The 22,864-nt window shown below is 35.6% G+C and carries 27 protein-coding genes; 10 read left to right on the forward strand and 17 right to left on the reverse strand.

Annotation, left to right across the window (positions count from 1 at the left end):
- Positions 1-95 precede the first annotated feature (95 nt).
- Both plsY and ACFWDE_RS11100 read left to right on the forward strand, forming a co-directional pair.
- Positions 96-692, forward strand: coding sequence for a glycerol-3-phosphate 1-O-acyltransferase PlsY (plsY, locus tag ACFWDE_RS11095; RefSeq protein WP_002066645.1), 597 nt, complete (start codon positions 96-98; stop codon positions 690-692).
- A gap of 108 nt (positions 693-800) precedes the next feature.
- Positions 801-1,091 (forward strand): HesB/YadR/YfhF family protein, encoded by a 291-nt coding sequence (locus ACFWDE_RS11100; protein ID WP_002146331.1) that lies wholly within the window; start codon positions 801-803, stop codon positions 1,089-1,091.
- Positions 1,092-1,118: 27 nt separating this feature from the next.
- Here the strand turns inward: ACFWDE_RS11100 and ACFWDE_RS11105 are convergent, their stop codons facing one another.
- On the reverse strand, positions 1,119-1,538 hold the full coding sequence (locus ACFWDE_RS11105) for an acyl-CoA thioesterase (RefSeq protein WP_000495819.1): 420 nt from the start codon (positions 1,536-1,538) through the stop codon (positions 1,119-1,121).
- A gap of 109 nt (positions 1,539-1,647) precedes the next feature.
- Between ACFWDE_RS11105 and ACFWDE_RS11110 the strand changes: the two genes are divergently transcribed.
- A complete protein-coding gene (locus ACFWDE_RS11110) occupies positions 1,648-2,940 on the forward strand; it encodes a glycoside hydrolase family 18 protein (protein ID WP_002111131.1) in 1,293 nt (430 codons plus the stop codon).
- An 86-nt stretch (positions 2,941-3,026) separates the two neighbouring features.
- Here the strand turns inward: ACFWDE_RS11110 and sspN are convergent, their stop codons facing one another.
- The 4 genes from sspN to ACFWDE_RS11130 form a co-directional block, all read right to left on the reverse strand.
- Positions 3,027-3,161 carry an acid-soluble spore protein SspN gene (sspN, locus tag ACFWDE_RS11115; protein ID WP_000527988.1) on the reverse strand — a complete coding sequence of 45 codons (135 nt, stop codon included), beginning with the start codon at positions 3,159-3,161 and terminating at the stop codon, positions 3,027-3,029.
- Positions 3,162-3,204: 43 nt separating this feature from the next.
- A complete protein-coding gene (locus ACFWDE_RS11120) occupies positions 3,205-3,348 on the reverse strand; it encodes an FbpB family small basic protein (RefSeq protein ID WP_002014298.1) in 144 nt (47 codons plus the stop codon).
- 132 nt (positions 3,349-3,480) lie between these two features.
- Complete coding sequence (locus tag ACFWDE_RS11125) at positions 3,481-4,428, reverse strand: 3'-5' exonuclease (RefSeq protein WP_377892295.1); 948 nt, start codon at positions 4,426-4,428, stop codon at positions 3,481-3,483.
- Between the two features lie 118 nt (positions 4,429-4,546).
- Positions 4,547-5,122: a TlpA family protein disulfide reductase gene (locus ACFWDE_RS11130; RefSeq protein WP_377892297.1), complete on the reverse strand. Its 576-nt coding sequence runs from the start codon at positions 5,120-5,122 to the stop codon at positions 4,547-4,549.
- 483 nt (positions 5,123-5,605) lie between these two features.
- Here ACFWDE_RS11130 and ACFWDE_RS11135 point away from each other — a divergent pair, with 483 nt between their 5' ends.
- Together ACFWDE_RS11135 and ACFWDE_RS11140 are read left to right on the forward strand one after the other, a co-directional pair.
- Complete coding sequence (locus ACFWDE_RS11135; protein WP_377892299.1) at positions 5,606-5,821, forward strand: hypothetical protein; 216 nt, start codon at positions 5,606-5,608, stop codon at positions 5,819-5,821.
- 11 nt (positions 5,822-5,832) lie between these two features.
- A complete protein-coding gene (locus ACFWDE_RS11140; RefSeq protein ID WP_377892301.1) occupies positions 5,833-6,165 on the forward strand; it encodes a YmzC family protein in 333 nt (110 codons plus the stop codon).
- A 22-nt stretch (positions 6,166-6,187) separates the two neighbouring features.
- Here ACFWDE_RS11140 and ACFWDE_RS11145 read toward each other — a convergent pair whose 3' ends face one another.
- From ACFWDE_RS11145 to acnA, 3 genes are all read right to left on the reverse strand, one after another.
- Positions 6,188-7,846, reverse strand: coding sequence for an ABC transporter ATP-binding protein (locus tag ACFWDE_RS11145; protein ID WP_377892304.1), 1,659 nt, complete (start codon positions 7,844-7,846; stop codon positions 6,188-6,190).
- Between the two features lie 188 nt (positions 7,847-8,034).
- On the reverse strand, positions 8,035-8,280 hold the full coding sequence (locus tag ACFWDE_RS11150) for a CPBP family intramembrane glutamic endopeptidase (protein ID WP_377892394.1): 246 nt from the start codon (positions 8,278-8,280) through the stop codon (positions 8,035-8,037).
- A 130-nt stretch (positions 8,281-8,410) separates the two neighbouring features.
- Positions 8,411-11,134 carry an aconitate hydratase AcnA gene (acnA, locus tag ACFWDE_RS11155; protein WP_078180396.1) on the reverse strand — a complete coding sequence of 908 codons (2,724 nt, stop codon included), beginning with the start codon at positions 11,132-11,134 and terminating at the stop codon, positions 8,411-8,413.
- Between the two features lie 278 nt (positions 11,135-11,412).
- On the opposite strand from acnA, the gene sspO reads away from it, so the two are divergent.
- Positions 11,413-11,562, forward strand: coding sequence for a small acid-soluble spore protein O (gene sspO, locus ACFWDE_RS11160; RefSeq protein ID WP_002033549.1), 150 nt, complete (start codon positions 11,413-11,415; stop codon positions 11,560-11,562).
- A 37-nt stretch (positions 11,563-11,599) separates the two neighbouring features.
- On the opposite strand, the gene pdaB is transcribed toward sspO, so the two are convergent.
- Together pdaB and ACFWDE_RS11170 are read right to left on the reverse strand one after the other, a co-directional pair.
- Entirely contained in the window at positions 11,600-12,325 is a 726-nt protein-coding gene (pdaB, locus tag ACFWDE_RS11165) for a polysaccharide deacetylase family sporulation protein PdaB (protein ID WP_377892310.1), read from the reverse strand.
- Positions 12,326-12,371: 46 nt separating this feature from the next.
- Positions 12,372-12,635 carry a hypothetical protein gene (locus tag ACFWDE_RS11170; protein ID WP_377892312.1) on the reverse strand — a complete coding sequence of 88 codons (264 nt, stop codon included), beginning with the start codon at positions 12,633-12,635 and terminating at the stop codon, positions 12,372-12,374.
- Between the two features lie 121 nt (positions 12,636-12,756).
- Between ACFWDE_RS11170 and ACFWDE_RS11175 the strand changes: the two genes are divergently transcribed.
- Together ACFWDE_RS11175 and ACFWDE_RS11180 are read left to right on the forward strand one after the other, a co-directional pair.
- Entirely contained in the window at positions 12,757-12,900 is a 144-nt protein-coding gene (locus ACFWDE_RS11175) for a small acid-soluble spore protein P (protein ID WP_002111142.1), read from the forward strand.
- 124 nt (positions 12,901-13,024) lie between these two features.
- Positions 13,025-13,405: an Hsp20/alpha crystallin family protein gene (locus tag ACFWDE_RS11180; RefSeq protein WP_002014278.1), complete on the forward strand. Its 381-nt coding sequence runs from the start codon at positions 13,025-13,027 to the stop codon at positions 13,403-13,405.
- Positions 13,406-13,463: 58 nt separating this feature from the next.
- Here ACFWDE_RS11180 and ACFWDE_RS11185 read toward each other — a convergent pair whose 3' ends face one another.
- Both ACFWDE_RS11185 and ACFWDE_RS11190 read right to left on the reverse strand, forming a co-directional pair.
- Entirely contained in the window at positions 13,464-14,702 is a 1,239-nt protein-coding gene (locus tag ACFWDE_RS11185; protein ID WP_377892316.1) for an MDR family MFS transporter, read from the reverse strand.
- 84 nt (positions 14,703-14,786) lie between these two features.
- Positions 14,787-15,179 carry a hypothetical protein gene (locus ACFWDE_RS11190; protein WP_002087793.1) on the reverse strand — a complete coding sequence of 131 codons (393 nt, stop codon included), beginning with the start codon at positions 15,177-15,179 and terminating at the stop codon, positions 14,787-14,789.
- A 137-nt stretch (positions 15,180-15,316) separates the two neighbouring features.
- Between ACFWDE_RS11190 and ACFWDE_RS11195 the strand changes: the two genes are divergently transcribed.
- Positions 15,317-16,519: an alanyl-tRNA editing protein gene (locus tag ACFWDE_RS11195; RefSeq protein ID WP_377892320.1), complete on the forward strand. Its 1,203-nt coding sequence runs from the start codon at positions 15,317-15,319 to the stop codon at positions 16,517-16,519.
- 234 nt (positions 16,520-16,753) lie between these two features.
- Here ACFWDE_RS11195 and ACFWDE_RS11200 read toward each other — a convergent pair whose 3' ends face one another.
- Positions 16,754-17,197 (reverse strand): NUDIX hydrolase, encoded by a 444-nt coding sequence (locus tag ACFWDE_RS11200; RefSeq protein WP_377892322.1) that lies wholly within the window; start codon positions 17,195-17,197, stop codon positions 16,754-16,756.
- Between the two features lie 104 nt (positions 17,198-17,301).
- Here ACFWDE_RS11200 and ACFWDE_RS11205 point away from each other — a divergent pair, with 104 nt between their 5' ends.
- Positions 17,302-17,883 (forward strand): DUF6434 domain-containing protein, encoded by a 582-nt coding sequence (locus tag ACFWDE_RS11205; protein WP_377892324.1) that lies wholly within the window; start codon positions 17,302-17,304, stop codon positions 17,881-17,883.
- Between the two features lie 8 nt (positions 17,884-17,891).
- Here the strand turns inward: ACFWDE_RS11205 and ACFWDE_RS11210 are convergent, their stop codons facing one another.
- The 4 genes from ACFWDE_RS11210 to ACFWDE_RS11225 form a co-directional block, all read right to left on the reverse strand.
- Positions 17,892-18,989 carry an acetyl-CoA C-acyltransferase gene (locus ACFWDE_RS11210; protein ID WP_377892327.1) on the reverse strand — a complete coding sequence of 366 codons (1,098 nt, stop codon included), beginning with the start codon at positions 18,987-18,989 and terminating at the stop codon, positions 17,892-17,894.
- A complete protein-coding gene (locus ACFWDE_RS11215; RefSeq protein WP_377892330.1) occupies positions 18,982-20,445 on the reverse strand; it encodes an acyl-CoA synthetase in 1,464 nt (487 codons plus the stop codon). Before ACFWDE_RS11215 ends, ACFWDE_RS11210 begins: the two co-directional genes overlap by 8 nt.
- A 65-nt stretch (positions 20,446-20,510) precedes the next feature.
- Positions 20,511-21,086, reverse strand: a complete 576-nt coding sequence (locus ACFWDE_RS11220) for a biotin transporter BioY (protein WP_377892332.1) — start codon at positions 21,084-21,086, stop codon at positions 20,511-20,513.
- Positions 21,087-21,209: 123 nt separating this feature from the next.
- On the reverse strand, positions 21,210-22,823 hold the full coding sequence (locus ACFWDE_RS11225) for a long-chain fatty acid--CoA ligase (protein WP_377892334.1): 1,614 nt from the start codon (positions 22,821-22,823) through the stop codon (positions 21,210-21,212).
- Between the last annotated feature and the right edge of the window lie 41 nt (positions 22,824-22,864).

The following is a 22,864-nucleotide window of genomic DNA, read 5'->3' on the forward strand; positions in this document are numbered from 1 at the left end:
AAAAGAAATGTGCTCTTTACAAATGTATGGTACAATGAACGGGAAAAACTCTTTTTACCCTTTATCAACACATTTGTATAAAGGAGACTGAACTCATGATTATTACATATCTTTTATTTATCGTTGCCTACTTGCTCGGTTCGATTCCATTTGCATTAGTCGTTGGAAAAATCGGTTATGGAATCGACATTCGTGAGCATGGAAGCGGTAATCTAGGCGGAACTAATACATTCCGTACGTTAGGGAAAAAAGCAGGTTTTATCGTAACAATTGCTGACATTTTAAAAGGTACATTAGCAACAGGTCTACCGATTATTTTCGGGTCAGATATTCACCCACTATGGTTTGGATTAGCCGCTGTTCTTGGACATGTCTATCCGATCTTCGCAAAATTCCGCGGGGGGAAAGCAGTTGCAACTTCTGCCGGGGTATTATTATGCTACTCACCAGTTGTATTTGCAATATTAGCTGTTGTATTTTTCACCCTTTTATTTACAACAAGATACGTATCACTTTCTTCTATGGTAACAGCTGTCGTTGCTGTTATTGCATCAATTGTTAGCGGGGATAAAATCTTCATTATTGCGATGTGTTTATTAGCTGGTATGGTTATTTATAAACACCGTGCAAATATCGGACGAATTATAAATAAAACTGAACCGAAAGCAAACTTTTCAAAAAAGCAAAAATAAGATCGTAACCCACATAACGCAAAAAGAAAACGTGAAGCATATTAATAGCGTCTTTTTGCGTTATTTTTTATACTTAAGAAAAAGCAACATAATTTGGAGGAACTATACATGAATCTTTCCGTAACAAAAGAAGCAGCACAATGGTATAAAAACGAATTACACTTACAATCAGGTGAAACAATACGCTTTTTCGTACAATACGGTGGTTGCAGTACTGTGCAAAAAGGACTTTCTTTAGGTATTCGTAAAGATGATCCTGCGCATCCTGCTGTTCAAATGCAAGAAGAAGGTATTAACTTCTTTATTGAAGGCGATGATGAGTGGTTCTTCGATGGACATAATTTATTAGTGACACTTAACGACGGTGATGATTTCCCTCAATTTAATTATGAAAAATAAAAAAACGTGGCTTCTGCCACGCTTTTTTTATTTCTTTTTAATTTCCTCATATTTCGCATACCACTCAGGATATAATTTTTTAAATGATACAGGGCGGAACCCTTCTTTTTTCGCACAAATATTCGTTGTACTTGCAGTAATACAAAGCTCGCCATCACCGTTATAAATTTCATAACCATATACAACACGAAGCGGGCTCACAGTATCAATCCATGTTTTCACAATGGCCTTTTCACCGTAACGCATCGCTTTACGGTACGAGATTTGCAAGTCTAATACAGGAGAGATAATTCCCTCTTTCTCCATTTCAACATACGAAAATCCTAATTCTTGTATAAGTTTCGTGCGCCCAAGTTCCAGCCACACTAAATAGTTTGAATGGTAAACAACACCCATCTGGTCTGTTTCCGCATAGCGGATTTCAACTTCATGTTCTGCTACAAACATTTCTATTCGCCTTCTTTCACTTCTGCTACCTTGCATACATTTAATCATAATACAGTGGAATCAAAAATAAAATAAAAACAGTGAATCTTTTACCGAAAGGGGCAAACACATGATTCAAATTGTAACTGTTCGTAGCGGTGATAGTGTTTATAGTTTAGCATCAAAATATGGATCTACACCTGAAGAAATTGTAAAAGACAATGGACTAAACCCAGCCGAAACACTCGTTGTTGGTCAGGCACTTATCGTTAATACAAAAGGCAATAACTATTATGTACAGCCTGGTGACAGCCTTTATCGAATTTCTCAAACATATAGCGTTCCTCTCGCCAGTTTAGCTAAAGTTAATAACCTTTCATTAAAATCTATTCTTCATGTCGGACAACAATTATATATACCGAAAGGAACAAAACGAGCAGTAGAATCCATCGCTTATTTACAACCTTCAACAATACCGATCAAAGAAAGTTTAGTAAATGCTACACGTGCTATTAATCCATTTTTAACATATTTAGCCTACTTCAGCTTTGAAGCAAAACGAGACGGCACTTTAAAAGAACCAACAGAAACAGCTAAAATCGCTAATATTGCAACGCAAGGTAAAACCATCCCTATGCTCGTTATTACAAATATTGAAAATGGAAATTTCAGTACCGAACTGGCATCTGTTTTTTTACGCGACGCAACGATTCAAAACAAATTTATTACGAACATTTTGCAAACAGCTGAAAAATACGGCATGCGAGATATTCATTTTGATTTCGAGAATGTAGCACCTGAAGATCGCGAAGCATATAATCGTTTTTTACGAAATGTAAAAACGCGCTTACCTAGCGGGTACACATTAAGTACAACGCTTGTACCGAAAACAAGTTCCAATCAAAAAGGGAAATTTTTTGAAGCTCATGATTATAAAGCACAAGGACAAATTGTTGATTTCGTCGTCATTATGACATACGACTGGGGTTGGCAAGGCGGGCCACCGATGGCGATTTCTCCTATTGGTCCTGTGAAAGAGGTACTTCAATATGCAAAATCTCAAATGCCACCACAAAAAATTATGATGGGTCAAAATTTATACGGTTTCGATTGGAAACTGCCGTTCAAACAAGGAAATCCACCTGCAAAAGCAATTAGCTCTGTTGCAGCTGTTGCACTAGCTCGTAAATACAATGTTCCTATCCGCTATGATTTCACGGCTCAAGCTCCACATTTTAATTACTTTGACGAAAACGGCGTACAACATGAAGTTTGGTTTGAAGATTCACGGTCCGTGCAAAGTAAATTTAATTTAATGAAAGAACAAGGAATAGGTGGCATTAGCTATTGGAAAATTGGTCTACCATTCCCACAAAATTGGCGTTTACTCGTGGAAAACTTTACAATCACGAAAAAAGGCTGACGAAAGTCAGCCCTTTTTTCATATTCCTGTTAAAAATATATCTTTAATTCCCTCACAAAAAAGAAGAATGATAACACTCTCCTTTTTTAACCGTTATCAACAATCGGTTGCTTACCAGTTTGGTCTTGCATTTGCTTTCCTTTATTGCCACCAGCTTTTTTCGATTGTGTTCCAATTTGATTTGGTGCAAAGTCTTTTGAATTCTTTTTCGGATTACCCATTACTATCGCCTCCTTAACACTAGTATCGTACTAGTGTTAAGAATTATTCAGCCTGCTTAAAAAGTTTCATTTCATAACGTTTTTCAATACGTTTTTCAATTCGATCCATTGCATCACGATCACTTAATAATTGTTGTTTATTTTCATTTACAAGTTCTTCAAACGATCTACGGCGACTTCTTCTCATGCTGCTCACCCTTTCTTCTACGTTTTCTTATTACATAGTATGAGCAAATGAAAAACTCTTTAATCAGATTTGCAAGAAAATTTTATGTTTTAACAAAAAAAACCATACGCAAATATTACGCATGGGATTTTTTCACATCATTATATTTAAATATTTTTTAATTTCTTCATCAGCATCTTCTTCATTCACTCTATATTCATGCAGTGCTCGCAATACAGAATCGTATTCTTCTAAAATGTAGCTCTCTAGCTTGAAAATGTCCTCTACACTGTCAATCATAATTCTCGTGTTGCCAATCTCACTTTTCAATGCTGCCTCACACGTTAAGCTCGTACAAATACCAATTACATCGTCTTCCATTTTTTCTGTTAACACATATTTCTTTCGCCCGTTTACCTTCATCCTAATAATTGGGTAAAAAGCTTTTATATCTAAATAGCTCCCGACATTCATACAGCGAATCCATTCGATATCACGTTTATTTCGCATAAGAATTTCTTTTACTGCTTCGTATGCTACCGTTTCATCAAGCACTTCTTTCTGCACTTTTCTTTTTCCTTCTTCCTCCATAGATGCACATCTTTGATAAACTGCCGCACACGTAATACAATCATCAAATGCATTATGAGAACTTAAGCGAATTCCAAGCATTCGCTTTAACGTTTCAAGTTTATGATTAGGCGCGTGCTCCATATATTTCTTTGCTAAAAACACAGTGTCAATCACTTTATTTTTAGGCTCCGGTAGCCCAAGCATATTTACATTACTTTTCAAAAAACGCATATCAAAAGATGCATTATGAGCGACAATTACATTTGTATGTAAAAATGCTAAAAATAAAGGTAATACTTCTTCAATCGTCGGTGCATCTGAAACACGATAATTTGTAATACCTGTTAAACTCGTTATTCGGTCCGGAATTGAACGCTCCGGATTCACATAGGAAACAAACTGATCTACTAGTTCATGATTACGATATTTCACTGCTGCTACTTGAATAATTTTATCATTATAAGGGTTAAATCCTGTTGTTTCAAAATCAATTACAACATAATCTAACGGTAAGGATATATTCCCCACTCCAAATACACTCCTTTATCTCTAAACGTTTATATTTCTTTTATCATATCACGAAGCTTTCACTACTTGAAAAAGAAAAGGCAGAAATGGCCACTTCCCATCTCTGCCTCCTCACTTATTATTTTAATTTCTCAATCCGTTTCTCCATCTCTTTTTGTGTCATCGGTCCAATGAACTTATCTTGAATGACACCTTTTGTATCTATAAAATACGAAGTTGGAATGGTTATTACTTTATAAGCTGTTGTCACATCAATGTTCTTGTCCAATAGAATAGGAAAAGTAATCCCTTTTTCTTTAGCGAAATTTCTTACTTTTTCTTCTCCCCCCCCTTTTTCTGAAGGAGTATAGTTTATAGCTAAAATTTCTACATTTTCTTTATGCTCTTTATAAAAGGCCTCCATATCGGGCATTTCTTGCTGACATGGGCCACACCACGTTGCCCAAAAGTTTAAAATCACTTTCTTTCCTTTTAAATCTGATAACTTTACATTTGTTCCATCTAACTTAGTTAATTCAAAATCAGGTGCACTCTTCCCTACTTCAATACCATTCCTTGCAATCATCTCTTTCATAACAGCTTCACTTTTTTCTTGCTTCCCTTGTACCGCCTGATCTTTATTACCGAACTGTTCATAAGCTGCATATCCCGCTAAACAAACTAACACTACAATAATCGTAAGCTTCCGCCACATTTTATATCACCCTAACGTGTTTATCTTCTTATAACATAATCATCAAAATACTATATACCTTATTTTAGCTTATACGGACAAGCTTGGAAATATTCACATTCGAAATAGTCGGAATATTTTTAACTAAGATGAAATATTTTCCTTTTTATCATATAATTAGAAAAATATATAAAAACTGCGAGGTGATATGTATTTTACAATTACTTATCAACCCTTTTTCTTTTGTTTTCTTCACTTTACCATTACTATGTATTTGTTTTAGCGGCTGGCTATACAAATTCAAATGGGCTGCTATTATTATTTCTTTTACTGTTCCACTTATATTTTTCATTATCGTCTCTGAATTTGATATACATCTAGCTTTACAAAACTTAGACGCTTGGATTGTTTATAGTGCTGTTTATTCTGTACTTTCCTACATAACGGCAGCGCTAATACGAAGAAGACTACACATGTAGAACTTTCAAAAAAGGGGATATTTTTATGAATTCATTTGAAAAAATACTATTATATATTCTTAGTTTTATATTTTCCCCAATCGGGATTATCACATGGATCATCTCACTATTCAGTAAAGATCCTGAAAAAAAACAAGTTGGGCGTATTTGTCTCTATATCGCTTTAATTTCATTTATCCTTTTGGCAGGTCTCGGTATTCTTAGTTTCTTCACGATGACTACCATTACTACTATAGAATAGTTATAGAAAGGATGATTGTTTTGGGAGAACACCCTATTAGCAAAGAACTTCGCTATATACGAATATGTTTAGTTATTTTAGTAATCGTTCTTTTATTTTTCAACGGTGGAAGAGTCGTTGAAATTTATACAAATCATGATTCCATAGAAAATGTTTCCACCAGTAATATGACTCAGATTGCTGAAAATACGTTTGCTATTCAAGAATATAATCCATCACTAAGTAGCGAACATACGGTCAAAATTTCCAAATATAATCCGGATACAAATCAACTTACTCTAGTCAAAGAGTTTAGTACTAGCGATACTGAATCATATACGTACCAACTTAATAATACTGAATAAAGATAAGAGCGCTACATAGCTCTTATCTTTTTATTAGCATTTCTTTAAGCAATGAATTACGATTTAATAACTCTCTAGGATTTCCACATTCAACAATACTGCCTTCTCTCATTACAATAACGCGATCTGCTAGTATTGCCCTCTCTACGTCATGTGTTGCCACAATTCTCGTTACATCTCTTCCTAGCCCTTCAATCATATTCCAAACCACTTCTTGATTGCCCGGATCTAACCCCGCAGTCGGTTCATCTAAAATAATGAGATTCGGATTTGATACAATCGCTCGCAATAGTGCAAGACGTTTTCTTTCCCCTCCAGAAAACTCTTCACCACTTTTATGTAGTACAGTTTGACTCCCTTCAGGTAACCCCCTAATAATCGGCGTTACATTTACAAGTTCAGCATTTTTTTCTAACTGGTTTTCTAAGCCCTCTTCCCCGAAATATATATTCTCTTTTATTGTCGTCCGAAAAAAACGTGGTTCTTGCCATACTGTAGTCATCCGAGCCTCATTACCATAATAAACAACGCTACCGTTAGATGGTTTATATAAACCCGTTATTAGTTTTAAAAGCGTCGTTTTCCCTGCACCACTTTCTCCCACAATGATCACGAATTCCCCAGGATTAATCTCCAAATGAATATTTTTAATTCTACACTTCGCTTCATCATTCTCTTGAAATGAAACATTTGTTATCTTCATTCCCATAGCTTGTTCCACCTCACTGTCTGCCACTCGTTTATCTAAAAAACAAAAAACTCGATCTGCCGAAGCGACTGCAACTTGTGTCATCATTAGTAACTCCCCCACGTAACGGACTGGAAAAAAGAGCATTTCAATTGTAGCTAACACTGCAACAAGTGAACCAACTTCCATTTCCCCTTTCATTATTTTTTGCGCACCTATAATGAGAGCAATGACATATGCTCCTGTTTCAATCACTGTTCCAACTACTCCCATGCAGTGTTGCATCATTGTCTTCTTTATTTCCGATTTATAAGATTGTGCCGTTACTCCTTTAAATAAGCCGATGGCCCATTTTTCTTTTTGTAAACTCCGTAAATCTTGTATACCTTTTACAAACTGTGACATCATCTCTACTACACTTGATTGATTCTTTTGAGCAATGCTTGCAATATTCCTTACCTTTTCTCCCATAAGTACTGGAACAATTGCACTTAAAAATAAAAACGGAGTTACCCACAATATGAACTGCATATCTATATGCTGTAGTGCTATAATCGCACCGATAAATTGCGCGATAGCATGTATATATTCTATTAATATAGATCCATATAACCTGATCCAGTTCGGGATATCAGAAACGACTAAAGTTTCTAACTCACCTTGCTGGATCTTCTCACTCTCTTCAAACGGTAATGAGAAAAAATGACGCAATACATCTATACGCTTCTTTTGTAATATACGTTGACTCGCTTTTGAGCTTACATAATCAAATAAAAGATTATTCATCCACAGCATAAAGCGGCTACCGGCAAACAATGCAATGTACAAATATGCACCTTTTAATTCCTGTTGAATAAGGTTATCTAAAATTAGCCCCATGAAAATTGGTCTAGATAAATTTAAAATGGCAGCTACTAACCCGCTACAAATCGCACTAATTAGCAATAGCTTTTCTTGTAATAGCGGCAACATTATTTTTCTATACTCATTCATTGTTATTCCTCCAATTTTTGCATAATAAAAGGAAAGGGATGAAACCATATGGTTTCATCCCTTTCCTTTTTGTTTACTCATATTAATTTAAAAACTTAAGTTTTAAAGCACAAAATAAAAGTTGCTAATTTATCAGGATCTAACTCTTCTGCCAATGACCTATTAAATGCCGATATTTAGTTCTTTTATTAAATAATTTTCATTAAAATTGCAAGTGTATTCATTGTCATATGAACAACAATAGGAACAATTAATCTATCCGTTTTTACATATAAAAATGCATATACCAATCCTGCTAAAGTATAGGGAATAACACTTGCTAACTCCATATGAAGTAATGCAAATACAAGGGACGTAATTAAGCAAGCAATGTAGACATTTGTTCGTTTTCGTAACGTATCAAGAATGATTTTTTTTGTTAGAATCTCTTCTATCCCACATTAACTGACAATAAGTTTTCCACTTAGAGGCCTTTAAATATGCCGATATTTTTCATACTAAAGAGGGATGAGAAAATCTCATCCCTCTTTAAAATATACATTCAACAAATATTGTTGAATCCTTTTAGTTCGACACTTTAGACTCTTCGATTTTCGAACGAAGAACCATTTGCAAGATACCACCGTGACGGTAGTAGTCAATTTCAACTTCACTATCGAAACGAGCTACTACTTCAAATTGCTTCTCTTTTCCTTCTGAATCGATTACAACTACTTTTACAAGATCGCGTGGTCTAACTGTTTTGTCAATTTGAATTTCAAATGACTCGTTACCAACAAGACCTAACGTTTCAGCGCTTTCGCCATCTTTAAATTGTAGTGGTAATACACCCATTAACACTAAGTTACTGCGGTGAATACGCTCGAAGCTCTCTGCGATTACTGCTTTAATACCTAATAAGTTTGTACCTTTCGCAGCCCAGTCACGAGAACTTCCCATACCGTAGTCTTTACCAGCAACAACTAGAAGGCCTGTGCCATCTTCTTTATATTTCATCGCAGCATCATAGATAGATGTTACTTCACCAGTTGGCCAATATGTTGTATATCCGCCTTCCGTTCCTGGTGCGATTTGGTTTTTAATACGGATGTTTGCGAATGTACCACGCATCATAACTTCATGGTTACCACGACGAGAACCGTAAGAGTTAAAGTCAACTGGTTGTACGCCGTTTTCTAGTAAATAACGTCCAGCTGGTGTATGTTTACCAATTGAACCTGCTGGTGAAATATGGTCTGTCGTTACAGAATCACCAAATTTACCAACTATGCGTAAACCTGATAATGTTTCAACTTCACCTGGCTCTTTAGATAATCCTTCAAAGAATGGTGGGTTTTGAATGTATGTTGAATCATTATCCCAAGTATATAAAGCTTCATTTGAAGTTTGGATTTCATTCCAGCGCTCATTGCTGTTAAATACTTGTGCATATTCTTTTTTGAACAATTCAGATGTAACAACACTTTGAACTACATCTTCAATTTCTTTAGCTGATGGCCAAATATCATTAAAGTACACAGCATTACCATTTACATCTTTACCGATTTCATCATTTTTCAGGTCAATATCAACAGTACCTGCAAGTGCATATGCCACAACAAGTGGTGGTGATGCTAAGTAGTTTGCTTTTACAAGTGGGTGAATACGACCTTCAAAGTTACGGTTACCAGATAAAACAGATGTTACTAATAAATCATTTGCTGCGATTGCTTCTTCTAATTCCTCTGCTAATGGACCAGAGTTACCGATACAAGTCGTACAGCCGTAACCAACTGTTTGGAAACCTAATTGATCTAGATACGTTGTTAAACCAGACTTATCTAAGTACTCTGTAACAACTTTAGATCCTGGTGCTAATGATGTTTTTACGTAACCAGGTACTTTAAGTCCTTTTTCAATTGCTTTCTTCGCAACTAAACCTGCTCCAATTAATACGTATGGATTTGACGTATTTGTACAGCTTGTAATCGCAGCGATTGCAATTCCACCTGTTTTCATCGTTACTTCTTGATCTTTCAATGTAACTTTCACTTCTTTATCAAACTCTTGCTCATTGAATCCAAGTCCTTGTGTTCCAACTGGTGCTACAACAGCCTTATGGAACTCCTCTTTCATATTTGAAAGCGGGATTAAATCTTGCGGACGTTTCGGTCCAGAAAGGTTAGATTCAATTGTATTTAAATCAATTTCAACAAGATCAGTGTAGATTGGATCTTTACTGTCTGCTGTATAGAACAAGCCATTTGCTTTACAATATTCTTCAACAACGCGAATTTGCTCTTCATCTCTACCTGTTAAACGTAAGTATTCTAATGAAATGTCATCGATTGGGAAGAATCCACAAGTTGCACCGTATTCTGGTGCCATATTTGAAATTGTTGCACGGTCAGCTAAAGGCATGCTCTTTAGTCCACTACCGAAGAACTCAACAAATTTACCAACTACACCTTTTTGACGTAACACTTGTGTTACTTTTAATGCAATATCAGTTGCTGTTGTACCACTTGGAAGTGTACCAGTTAATTTTACACCGATTACTTCAGGCACTGGGAAATATGAAGGCTGTCCAAGCATTCCTGCTTCTGCTTCAATACCACCAACGCCCCATCCAAGAACACCGATACCATTAATCATTGTTGTATGTGAGTCTGTTCCAACTAATGAATCTGGGTATGCAACTAAGTCACCTTCAGCATTTTTCACCGCATGAACAACCGGTGCTAAATATTCAAGGTTTACTTGGTGTACAATACCTGTTGCTGGTGGAACTGCACGGTAGTTATCAAATGATTTCTGTGCCCAGCTTAAAAATTTATAACGTTCTTCATTACGTTTAAACTCTAAGTCCATGTTGAATGCAAGCGAGTCTGCCGTACCCGCTCTATCAACCTGTACAGAGTGATCAATTACAAGGTCTACAGTAATTTCTGGATTAATTTTATCAGGATCTCCGCCCATATCTGCCATTGCTTTACGAAGCGAAGCCAAATCTACAACAGCTGGAACACCTGTGAAGTCTTGTAAGATTACACGAGATGGTTTAAATGGAACATCGATATCTTGAACATCTTTCGTTCCCCATTTCGCTAAATTTGTAACATGTTCTTCTGTAATTACGCGTCCGTCTACTTGACGAAGTACAGATTCAAGTAAAACTTTCACGGAATATGGTAATTGAGATACGTTGCCAACCCCTGCGTTTTCAAGCGCTTTCAATTGATAATAATGATACGTCTTTCCATCTAATTCAAAAGTTGCACGTGATTGAAATGGATTATGTTTGACCATTATGTTTCCCCCCTGTTAAACGTGGCTAAGTTGTCTGAATATAAAATGTAGACAAACTTTTCAATACCTTACGATAATATCTTATTACAACTTTCTAAATAAGTAAATAATAAGAAACTTATGGATTATAATAAGTTTTCTTTATCTTTCTAAATTTGAATAGTGTCCATGCTCCTTATAAATACTATTATTGTAAAGTAAAGCACTCTACTTTACGTTCATATATGTTATGAACAATTCATGATTCATCTTTAAAAAACATTATAGAGGTGAGAAAAATGGGTAAACGAAAAGCCAATCATATTATTTCAGGAATGAATGCTGCATCCGCACAAGGACAAGGAACTGGTTATAACGAAGAGTTCGCAAACGAACCTTTAACACCAGCAGAGCGACAAAATAATAAGAAACGAAAAAAGAATCAGTAACGAAAAATCCCAAAAGGTATACCTTTTGGGATTTTCTCTAATGTTTATAACGTAACAACTCCGAAACTGTTACAAATCGATACCCCTGCTTTTTCAGCTCAGGTAAAATTTTTGCTAATGCCGCCACTGTTTGACTACGATCACTTCCTCCATCGTGCAACAGTACAATATCTCCACTTTTAGCATTTTTCACAACATGATTTACAATGGATTCTGTACCTGGATTCGCCCAATCACGAGGGTCTTGATGCCATGACCATAGAACAATTTGATACCCAGCTTTTTTTGCCGTAGTAAATACAGCATCATTAATATATCCACCTGGGGGACGGAACAATAAAGGTTCTTTCGCCCATTTTTCAAAATATTTCTTTCCATTTAAAATATCATGTTCTAATTTTTCATCTGATGAATTGCTCGCATACAAATGATTCATCGTATGATTTCCAATTTCATGTCCTTCTTTCAACACTTGCTTTACTAAATATGGATTACGCTGAACTCTAAATCCAATCATAAAAAAAGTCGCTTCTGCCTTATATTGATGTAATAAATCTAGAATTTGCGGCGTGTATGTTGGATCTGGTCCATCATCAAATGTGATTGCAATAACCTTTTCATTATTTGGCACTTCCCACGTTACATAGCCAGTTGGCTCTAACTCTTTTCTTAATAACATTTTAGCTTCCACTTTATCCACTTGAAATATATGTACTACACAAATTAAAGAAAAAATTAATAGAATAATTTTTTGTTTCTGCATATTAGCGCTAAAAGTTTTGAGGTTGTTGAATTCACAACAACCTTTTTCACTTTTCTATTTGATCTACATTTCGCATAATATTTTGGAGATTACTTTCATATTGCTCAAGTTGTGGACGCTGCGTTTCTGATGCTACTTCAAGTGCATTTTGAATCTGTTCGTACGCCTCCTGAACTTCTTGGCGTAACTCTTTTAAATCATGGCCGTAATTCGGGTCATTTTTCACAATATTATTGAATATATTTTCCGCTTGAACAAACCCTTGCTGTGCAGCCTGAAAAGCCTGTTGCTTATCTTTATGATATGGCATATCATTTTCCCCTTCCTATATGAGTTAGTCCTACTTATCTTTACCCGTTTCCAAAAAAACATTCTCGTATAAATTCGCAAACTTCTCTCATTCTAAATAGGAAGAGGAGGTGTAAAATACAATGGGTAAAAACAATAATCAATCTAATCGTCAAAGCGAGAAAAAAGGGCAATCTTCTGGACAACCTGAACCATTAAGCGGATCTCATAAAGTAAAAAACCGTAACCATTCTCGTCAAAAAAATCATGCGCATCATGATATGTAAAACAAAGCATTCACACTAGCTACTTTTGCCACATACAATGTTTATATTTTTCCATTTATTCTTCACCCCTACTTCATTCATGCATAACATAGTATGAATTGAGATTTTACGGAGGGTGTCTTTCATGGGCAAGAAAAAGAAGGATTGTCTTTTTCATGTTGATGGTTTCGAAGAATGGATGGATCAATTTTGTTCTGATTCTTGTAGCAACTTTAGTTTTCCAAATCAAATTCATATTGACCTTTGTGAAACAGAACAAGAATACATTTTGGAAACAGATGTACCAAATGCAACTGCACAAAATGTACTCATTAAAAAGATGGAGACAGGCCTAAACATTTGTATACTTTATAAAAACACTTCTTTACAGCGGATTGTTCCTTTACCTACTAATATCATTTATAACAAGATGCTAGCCTGTTTAGAGAATGGATGTTTAGCCATTCATATTTCCAAAAACGAAGTTGCCAATAAACATGAAAAGAAAGTTCTTTTTTCAAATTAAGGATTACTATAAACACAAACATGAGCCCGAGCAACCTTTTAGTTTGCTCGGGCTCATGTTATTTCGCATGTATTTCTATTTTAGAATTTCTAATATATCTTTTTTTCATTAAACCTTTTGTCACTAAAAGAACTGGGAACGCTATGCTTGAAAATATAGCTAATATTAAAAATACTATAAAGCCATTTTGATATCCATACTGATCGAGAAGTATCCCGCCAAACCAAGGACCAATTACTACTCCAATTCCTGAAAAGCCCATAGCTCCAAAATATGTCCCTTTCAAATGTGAAACAGCTATCTCATCAATAAATACATCTGTCATTGAAAACATTAATACTTCTCCGAATGTAAAAATAATTGTACATATAGCAGCCCCTAACATAGATTCTACTAGTCCAAATCCAAACAATCCCCCGCTCACAAATAACGTTCCAACCATAATAGATGCTAACGGCGTATACTTTTTACACATTTGAATAACAGGGTATTGAATAACTACTACTGTAATCGCATTTAAAGTTAGCATATATGAGAACAACTTTACTCCATCTTGAAATATATGTGCGTTTGCAAAATATTGAGATAGTGTTGTCGTTAAATGTGAAAAACCACTATTACTCAAAATGATTCCGACTAAAGCAACTAAAAATACTATGTCTTTTCGCAAAATCCGAACCGCACTTAACATTGTGACCGGATTTTCTGTAGTTACTTTCTTTTTATCAAGTGGATATTTCTTAAATTGAAACGCTAATATAACTGTATATAAAATGTACACTCCAGCGGCTACCAAAAAAGGAATCGTTGATTTTGCACTTCCAATCTGTAATCCAACAAGTGGACCCATCGCTACTCCAACATTTATTGCACCGTAACGCAAATTATATACGAGTAAACGATACTCTGGTTTCGTTAAATCTGATAATAAAGCTCTTGATGTCGGTTCAAAAAAAGAACGACATAATCCATTCAAAGCGTTTAATAGAAAGAAACTCAAAACATGCTCTGCAACTGAAAATCCTATAAATACAAACACCCAAACAATCATGGACCATATTATAATCATCTTTCGACCAACTCGATCCGATAAATTGCCCCCAATAAAACTAGCAAACACTCCAACAAGCGCACTCGTTCCAATGATAGCACCGGTCATTCCAGCCGATACGTCTTTAACAGTCGTTAAATAAATCGCTAAAAAAGGAATGCTCATTGAAGTTGCAAACCTAGCAAATAATGTCCCTATAATGATACTCATTCCAAGTGGATGAATATTTTGTAACTTCCCCTTCATCTTTAAACCTACTCTCCCTTTTCCTACATAAAAAAAGAAAGCAAAGGATCTGCTTTCTTTTTCCTTTCTCTACACTTGAGATGTTTATACCCGAGCTGTTCTCGTTATTTCCATATCAATTCCATATGTAAACTGTAATTCCTTACAAACATCTTTAATCAAAATAGCTACATTATATTTTTCATTAAATTCTAAAACAATGCTTTCTACTTCTTCATATGTATACTTATATTCGCCAGTAATTACACTTTTTAAATCAAAGCATTCATTAATACAAAGCTGGACGAGTAATTGTTCATACTTCTCTATCACATCTTCTTTTTTCCAAAGTAACTCCTTTACATATAACCGATCAAATTTCACACTTTCTCGGTTACATTCCGTTAAAATCCGGGTCATTTCATTTAGTTCTCGATATAATTCGGAAATATTTCTGCTTAAACTAAGCAACTTATCCACGCCGTTTTCATATGGCATTTTCATTCCACCCCCGCATTTTCTTTTTCTTATTATAGCAAGAAAATTCTAAAAATAGTTTCTTTCTTCTGAAATATTAGGAAACTAATTTCAATTGCTTTACAATGAAACTAGCTAACACGAAAGGGGAAAGAAAATTGGAGCAAAAATTATATTACAACGATGCTTATCAGCAAACCTTTACAACTAAAGTTATAAAACAAGAGCATGATACAGAAGGAAACTTATATGTTGTCTTAAATGAAACTACATTTTATCCAACAGGCGGCGGGCAACCACATGACACTGGAACTTTAAATGGCATTCCGGTAATTAATGTTGAAGAAATAGATGGAGAAATTCGTCACTTCATTGCAGAACAACTACATACAGAAGAAGTAGACGGGAAAATAGATTGGCAACGTCGTTTTGACCATATGCAACAACATACGGCTCAGCACATTTTATCCGCTGCTTTTTGGGATCACTTTAACATACCGACGATCGGGTTCCATCTTGGAAAAGAAACTATAACCATTGATTTAGAAACTGCCAATCTTTCTACAGAAACTGTTGAGAAGGCCGCACAAATTGCTAATCAAATTGTTTTTGAAAACCACCCTATTCGTATTAAATGGATGAACTTAGAAGAGGCCAAAGCATTACCCCTTCGTAAAGAACCAACTATGACAGAAAATATACGGGTTGTTATCATCGAAAACTATGACTACAACGGTTGTGGTGGAACACACCCGAAACATACAGGTGAAGTAGGCCCTATTCAAGTACTAGGATGGGAGCGCAATAAAGGTGGTATACGCTTAACATTTATCGCTGGTTGGCGCTCTCTTAAATTAATGGGACAACATCAACAAATATTAACAGATGTTTCTAAGCAATTGAACAGTAGCGAAACTGATATTCCAGTAAAAGTGGCACAACTTCTTACCTCTCAAAAAGAAAACGAAAAGGCAGTACAAGCAATGAATGAAAAACTATTATTTGTAGAAGCAAATGAACTATTGCAACAACCTGCAGAAATATACGCTGGAATACTTATTTCTAAAGTATTTACAAATCGTTCCATGCAAGAAATCGCAAAACTATCCGCTATTATTACAGAACAACAAGAACACGCAATTACATATTTTGTTATTGAAAATGAGGACAAATTACAATGTATTCTTGCTTGTGGTAAAGCAGTGACACTCGATATGAATACACTTTTAAAAGATGCCCTCCCTTCTATTGAAGGAAAAGGCGGAGGAAATAAAAAGAGTGCTCGTGGTGGTGGGAAAGTGATTATGAGTGGGGATGAGTTTTTAAATCAACTTGTTTCTTCTTTACAGTCAGCGGTGTAGATTATTTTATGAATGGGATGTCATTGAACTGGATGATATCCTCTTTGCTGCTTTGCTTCATACATAGTAATACAGTAAATGAAATTATATTAACGATTTTTCAAATATATCTATCATAAATCAAAATATATCAACGATTCTATAAGAAATATCGATTTCCCAACAAAATACGACAATAAACACAACTTATAGAGTAAGAGGAGGCTGTTCTACAATAACAGCCTCCTCTTATGTTTACAAACCAATATTTTGTTTTAATCCTTGATAACTTCCTGCGTTCAAGAACTTTTCAGATGCAAGTTTAATGAACTTCTCAGAAAAACCATATCTACTCAATTCTTCTATCGCTACCATTTGTACATCATGAATTGGATTAAGATCAAATTCATTAGACGGAAGCTTGATTTCACCTGCAATCCTTTCAAGCAGAAATGTAATATGCAATAAAGATGGGATAGCATCTGGTTTATCACAAACATAGAGTAGTCTCTTAATCTTAACTTCTAATCCGGTTTCTTCTCTCATTTCTCGAATCATCGCTTCTTCTAACGTTTCACCGTTCTCTACTCTTCCCCCAGGTAAAGACCAATTCCGATTCGCAACTTTTTGTTTTATTAGCAATACCTTTTCACCTTCAATTAAAATCCCAGTAACACGAACTTGCATTACATTTTCCATATGTAATCTCCTCTTCCTATTAAATTTATAAATTAATCCTTCCACAAAAAGAACGTATGTTTTATAATTAAAGAAAATTATGGAAGAAAGAAGTTGTTATATGCATGCGCCCACCTTTAACAAAGTCTATATCTCTTGAAGATTTCCAAAACTATTATTGGTTAAAAGCTGAACTACAAATATTTTGTCGTGAGCATGATTTACCAGCTAGTGGCTCTAAAATCGAAATAACCGAGCGTATCTCACACTATTTAACTACAGGTAAAATATTAAAAAACTGTTCTCATCAAAAGGTAAGTAAAACTTCCCTCTCTTATAAAGATCTTTCTCTTCAAACAATTATTACTGAAAATCACCGCTGTAGTGGAGATGTGCGTGCTTTTTTCAAAGAAAAAATTGGAGCAAACTTCCGCTTTACAGTAGCCCTTCAAAAGTTTTTTAAAAAGAATACCGGAAAAACGTATGAAGACGCGATAACGTTTTGGTACGAAGAAAACGAACGTAAAAAAGAACCATCCTATAAAACAACTATCGGTACACAGTTTGAATACAATCGTTTTACTCGCGCTTTTTTCGAAGACCCATACAACAAAGGAAAATCAAAAACAGATGCTATCGCTGCTTGGAACAAAATAAAAGCAAAACCTGGTAACAACGCCTATATTCCTGAAAAAATAGAAAACTAGTTATCTTGCTAGTTTTCTACTTTCTCAAATAATAGAGCAAGCCCTATTCCTCCCCCAATTCCTAATGTAGCAATTCCATATTTCATATACTCTCTTTTAGCCTGATAAAACAAGCGTGTTACAAGCATAGCTCCAGACGCACCGTACGGATGACCAAGTGCTATTGCACCACCAGTTACATTTAACTTTTCATACGGAATTTGTAACGTTTGTGCACATGCAACAACTTTAGCGGCGAACGCTTCATTCATCTCAATACAATCAATATCTTCTATTACTAAATTCATTTCTCTAAGTAGTTTTTGTACGGCAAATATCGGACCAGTTCCTGGAAGATTCGGGTCAACTCCAACTACAGCACTATGAACGAAACGAAGAACTGGCTTATATCCTAATTCCCGAGCTTGCCCCTCTTCCATTACAAGAACAGCACATGCCCCGTCATTTACACCACACGAATTCCCTGCCGTTACTGTTCCATTTTGTAAAAATCCAGGTTTCGTTCTCTTAATCATTCTTTCATAATTCATTTCTCGCTTTATAGATTCATCTAATAATCCATTAAAATAATGAGGTAATATCTCTTCTTGTATATATCCTTTTTCTAATGCTTGCAGCGTTCTTTTATAGCTAAGACAAGCATATTCATCTTGCATCTCTTTTGTTATGTTATATTGCTCTGCAACATACTCAGCCGCTAATCCCATATCTGGATCCCCAATTGTTTCAGGCGAAAACCGTGCTCTATTTTGAAAAGATGACGTACTTGTACTCTCCACTCCCCCAGCGATATAGCAATTACCTGCACCCCCTTGAATAAAATGACACGCAGTACGAATTGCTTCTAAGCCAGCGCCGCATTGCCGATCAATCGTTACACCAGGAATATGATAACCGAGCCCCGCTTCTAAAGCAGACAACCTTGCGATATTCCCTCCTGGTCCAACGACATTTCCTAATATGACATCATCTATTTCTCTCTCAATTCCTTTACTTAGAAACGTAAGAAGCGGCGCTAGTAATTGCTGAACTTCATAATCTTTCAACATCCCGTTTTTTTTACCAATGGGCGTCCTTTTCGCTTCTACAATAACCGCTCTATTCATATATCTTCTCCTGATTTTCAATGATACTTTTTGCTGCATTGCGAGCTATTTTCCCGCTATTTGTATAAGGTATTTCATCAACAAAGTACCATTCTTTCGGTATTTTAAAAGATGATAATCGTTGTAAGCAAAAACTCTTTAATTGTTGCTTTGTAGCACTTCCTTTTACGATAGCGACAGGCTTTTCACCCCAGTAACTATCTTCTACACCAACCACAACTATTTCTTCAACAGCTGGATGTGTCTGTAATATCCTTTCTATTTCTTCTGGGAAAATATTGATTCCTCCAAATAAAATCATATTCTTCTCTCTACCAACAATATATATAAAGCCTTCTTCATCTTGGTAGCCCACATCTTCTACTGTCATCCAACCATCCTTAGACAATTGCGGGATTATAGCTCCATCCGATACATAGCCCATAAAAAACTGATCACTTTTCACATAAACGGTTCCTACCTCGCCTGCCTGTACTTCTTCTCCTACTTCATTACATATTCGAACTTGTACATTATGACAAGGTTTCCCTACTGAATTCGACTTTCTTTCACTCTCTTCATCGACCAATGCCGTTACAAAGCTTAGCTCAGATGCACCATAAAATTCATATCTTTTTGCATAAGGAAACATATTCTTCATCTTTTCTTTCGCTTCAGCTTCCCATTTCGCTCCTGACGAAATAATTTTCATTTCATTTTCTATTACTCTATTTTCTTTATATAAAGACTCAAGCATTGTCGGGACTGTATACATTACAGCAATATTCTCTATCTTTATACTAGCTAGCACTTGAACTGGTACAAACTTTCTCATTATGTGTACCGTTTGCCCTAAAAATAATGCACTTATTGCTCCATATAAGAATAAAGAATGAACAAGCGTCCCAGCTATTAAAATAGAATCTGTATTTTTTATATAAAAATCATGTACATTACAATCAAAACTATGTAACCATGACTGTTGAGCACGTAAAAATGCTTTTGCTTTTCCAGTCGATCCTGATGTAAATCCCATATAAAAAGGAGCGTTTTGTACATTTTCTACAGGATGATATGTAGGAAGATAGTTCTCAATCATTTCTTTCCATTCTTCAATCTCAATAACCCTTCCTTCTTCGCAGGATATATCACTAAGCCTATACTGCTCCGCCACAATAATATCCGGTTTACTAATCGCTAGTCTGTCTTGAAGTTCATCTCGTTTCCATTTTATATCTAGCGGCACACAAATCCATCCAGCCATTGCGGAACCCGCAAATATTTGTAAAAACTCAGTACAATTTTCTAATACAATTGCTACTGTTTTATTCTTCGATTCATTTTCATTCAAACAGTTTGCTACTTTACAAACTGAATCGTACCAATCTTTATAGGTTAACACTCTATCATTTTCTTTAATCGCTATTTTATTCGGTTGTAAAGAGGCATATTTTTTGTATTCTTTTGTAATCCCCATATGAGACGTCCTTTCTTTACAAAATAATAAAAAGAAACACGCACGTAACGTGTTTCTCCTTTTTCTTATCCTACATTTGTAATTTTTTTATTCTTCAAAGCAGGCGTAATAATATGTTTCAATGAGCGATGTAATCTTGTCACAAGAATCGCTGCTATAGTCGCCTTTATGCAATCACCTGGTAAAAATACGACACTTACTTTCATCGTTTCCCATACGGAAATATCCATTACGAAAGCTTGGACAATGATACCAAATACATAAACTACGAAAATACCACCAATTATATTAATGCATAATACTTTTATAATAGAAACTTCACGTAAACGTTCAATTAAATATCCAATTACAAATGCTCCAACGATATAACCAAGTAAATATCCTGCACTTGGCCCAACAAATACGCCTGGACCCCCGCGTCCACCCGCAAGTAATGGTGCTCCAACTCCAACAATAAGTAAGAATATGAGCTGACTGAGTGCACCAAGACGAGATCCTAACAATCCACCCGCAAGCATAACTCCAAGCGATTGTAATGTAATAGGAACAGGTGTAATAGAAAGAGCAATTGGAGGTATTAACCCTAGCACTCCCATAATAGAACTAAATAAAGCGACGAAAACTAAGTTTTTTGTATTCATGTTTGCTTCTCCTATTTGTAAACTTAAATTTTTTTTTAGATAACATATTATAGGAGTTATATTATCTTTCTATCTACCTTTTGTCAACTTAATTTTCGTCGTGGTTTACAATTATAAATTCAATTATTTCTCTTTATGCAAATACTCAAGTTCTTTTCGAAGTGCCTGTTTTAAAAACTTTCCAACAGATGTTTTCGGTATTTCTTCCATAAATACAATATCATCTGGTAACCACCACTTCGCAAACTGCGGTTTTAAAAACTCATATATCTCTTCTTTTGTAACCGTACTATTTTTCTTTTGAACAACGCAGGCAATTGGGCGCTCTTGCCACTGCGGATGAGGAACTGCAACGACAGCCGCTTCAAATATAGCATCATGTGCCATTAAAGCATTTTCAAGATCCACTGAGGAAATCCATTCTCCTCCGCTTTTAATAACATCTTTCGTACGATCAACAATTTTCACGCAGCCTTCCTCATCAACTGTAACGACATCACCAGTATATAACCAACCGTCTCGGAATCCTTCGACATTACGATCATCGTTATAATAGCTTTCAGCGATCCAAGGTGCTCGTAAACATAACTCTCCCATCGCAGTACCATCCCACTTCACTTCACCGTTTGTACCGACTACTTTCATCTCTACACCAGGGACAAGATATCCTTGTTTGGAACGGATTTCCAATTGCTCTTCATACGATAATTCTGTTTCATAACTTTTTAAACGTGCAAGTGTTACGAGTGGGCTTGTTTCAGTCATACCATATGCATGTACGAAAGGAACATTATATTTTTGCTCAAATGCTTTAATAACACTTTTCGGTGCAGCCGCACCACCGCATAATATTCTCGTAATACTAGATAAATCGTAACTATTATTTTCTAACTCTTGTAAAACACCAAGCCAAATTGTCGGCACACCCGCAGCTATCGTTACTTTTTCAGTTTGAATCATTTCTAATAAAATTTTCGGAGTAAACATTGGTCCCGGCAGAACTTGTTTTGTTCCAAACCAAGTAGCTGCAAAAGGAAGTCCCCAAGCATTCACATGAAACATTGGTACGATTGCCATCGCCGCATCACTTTCCGATAAAGCTGTCGTATCTGCTAACCCGAGCGCCATACAGTGCAACACTGTACTACGATGTGTATAAACAACACCTTTTGGATTCCCTGTAGTCGCTGACGTATAACACATACCGGCAGGTGTATTTTCATCAATATCTTTTACAAATTGGAAATTGGGATCGCCTTCTTCTAATAGCTTTTCATAATGATATACAGGCTGAAGTGTAGTTTTTGGAAGTTCGTCTTTATCAGTCATAATAATGTAGGCTTGTACGGTTGATAATTGTGATTGAATATTTTCAACAAGTGGTACGAGATCTTCATCAATAAGTAGAATTCGATCTTCTGCATGTTGAATAATGTATGAAATATGTTGAGGAGATAAACGAATATTAATTGTGTGTAAAACGGAAGCAATACCTGGAATAGCAAAATATGCTTCTACATGTCGATGATGATTCCACGCTAACGTTCCTATGCGCTCGCCTTCTTTAATCCCAAGCTTTTTTAACGCACTGGAAAGCCTTCTTGTCCTTTCTCCTAGCTGCTTATACGTTAAGGTCGTAACTGTATCATGCGTCCGTGAAATGATTTCTTTCTTTGGGAATAGTTTTTCTGCCCTTTCCATCATAGAACTAATTGTTAGAGGTACATTCATCATCATATTGTTTACATCCTCCCTTTAAAGCGTTTTCATTTCGTTCA

It is taken from the genome of Bacillus sp. NPDC060175 (assembly GCF_042728695.1).
In the GTDB taxonomy this organism is placed as follows: domain Bacteria; phylum Bacillota; class Bacilli; order Bacillales; family Bacillaceae_G; genus Bacillus_A.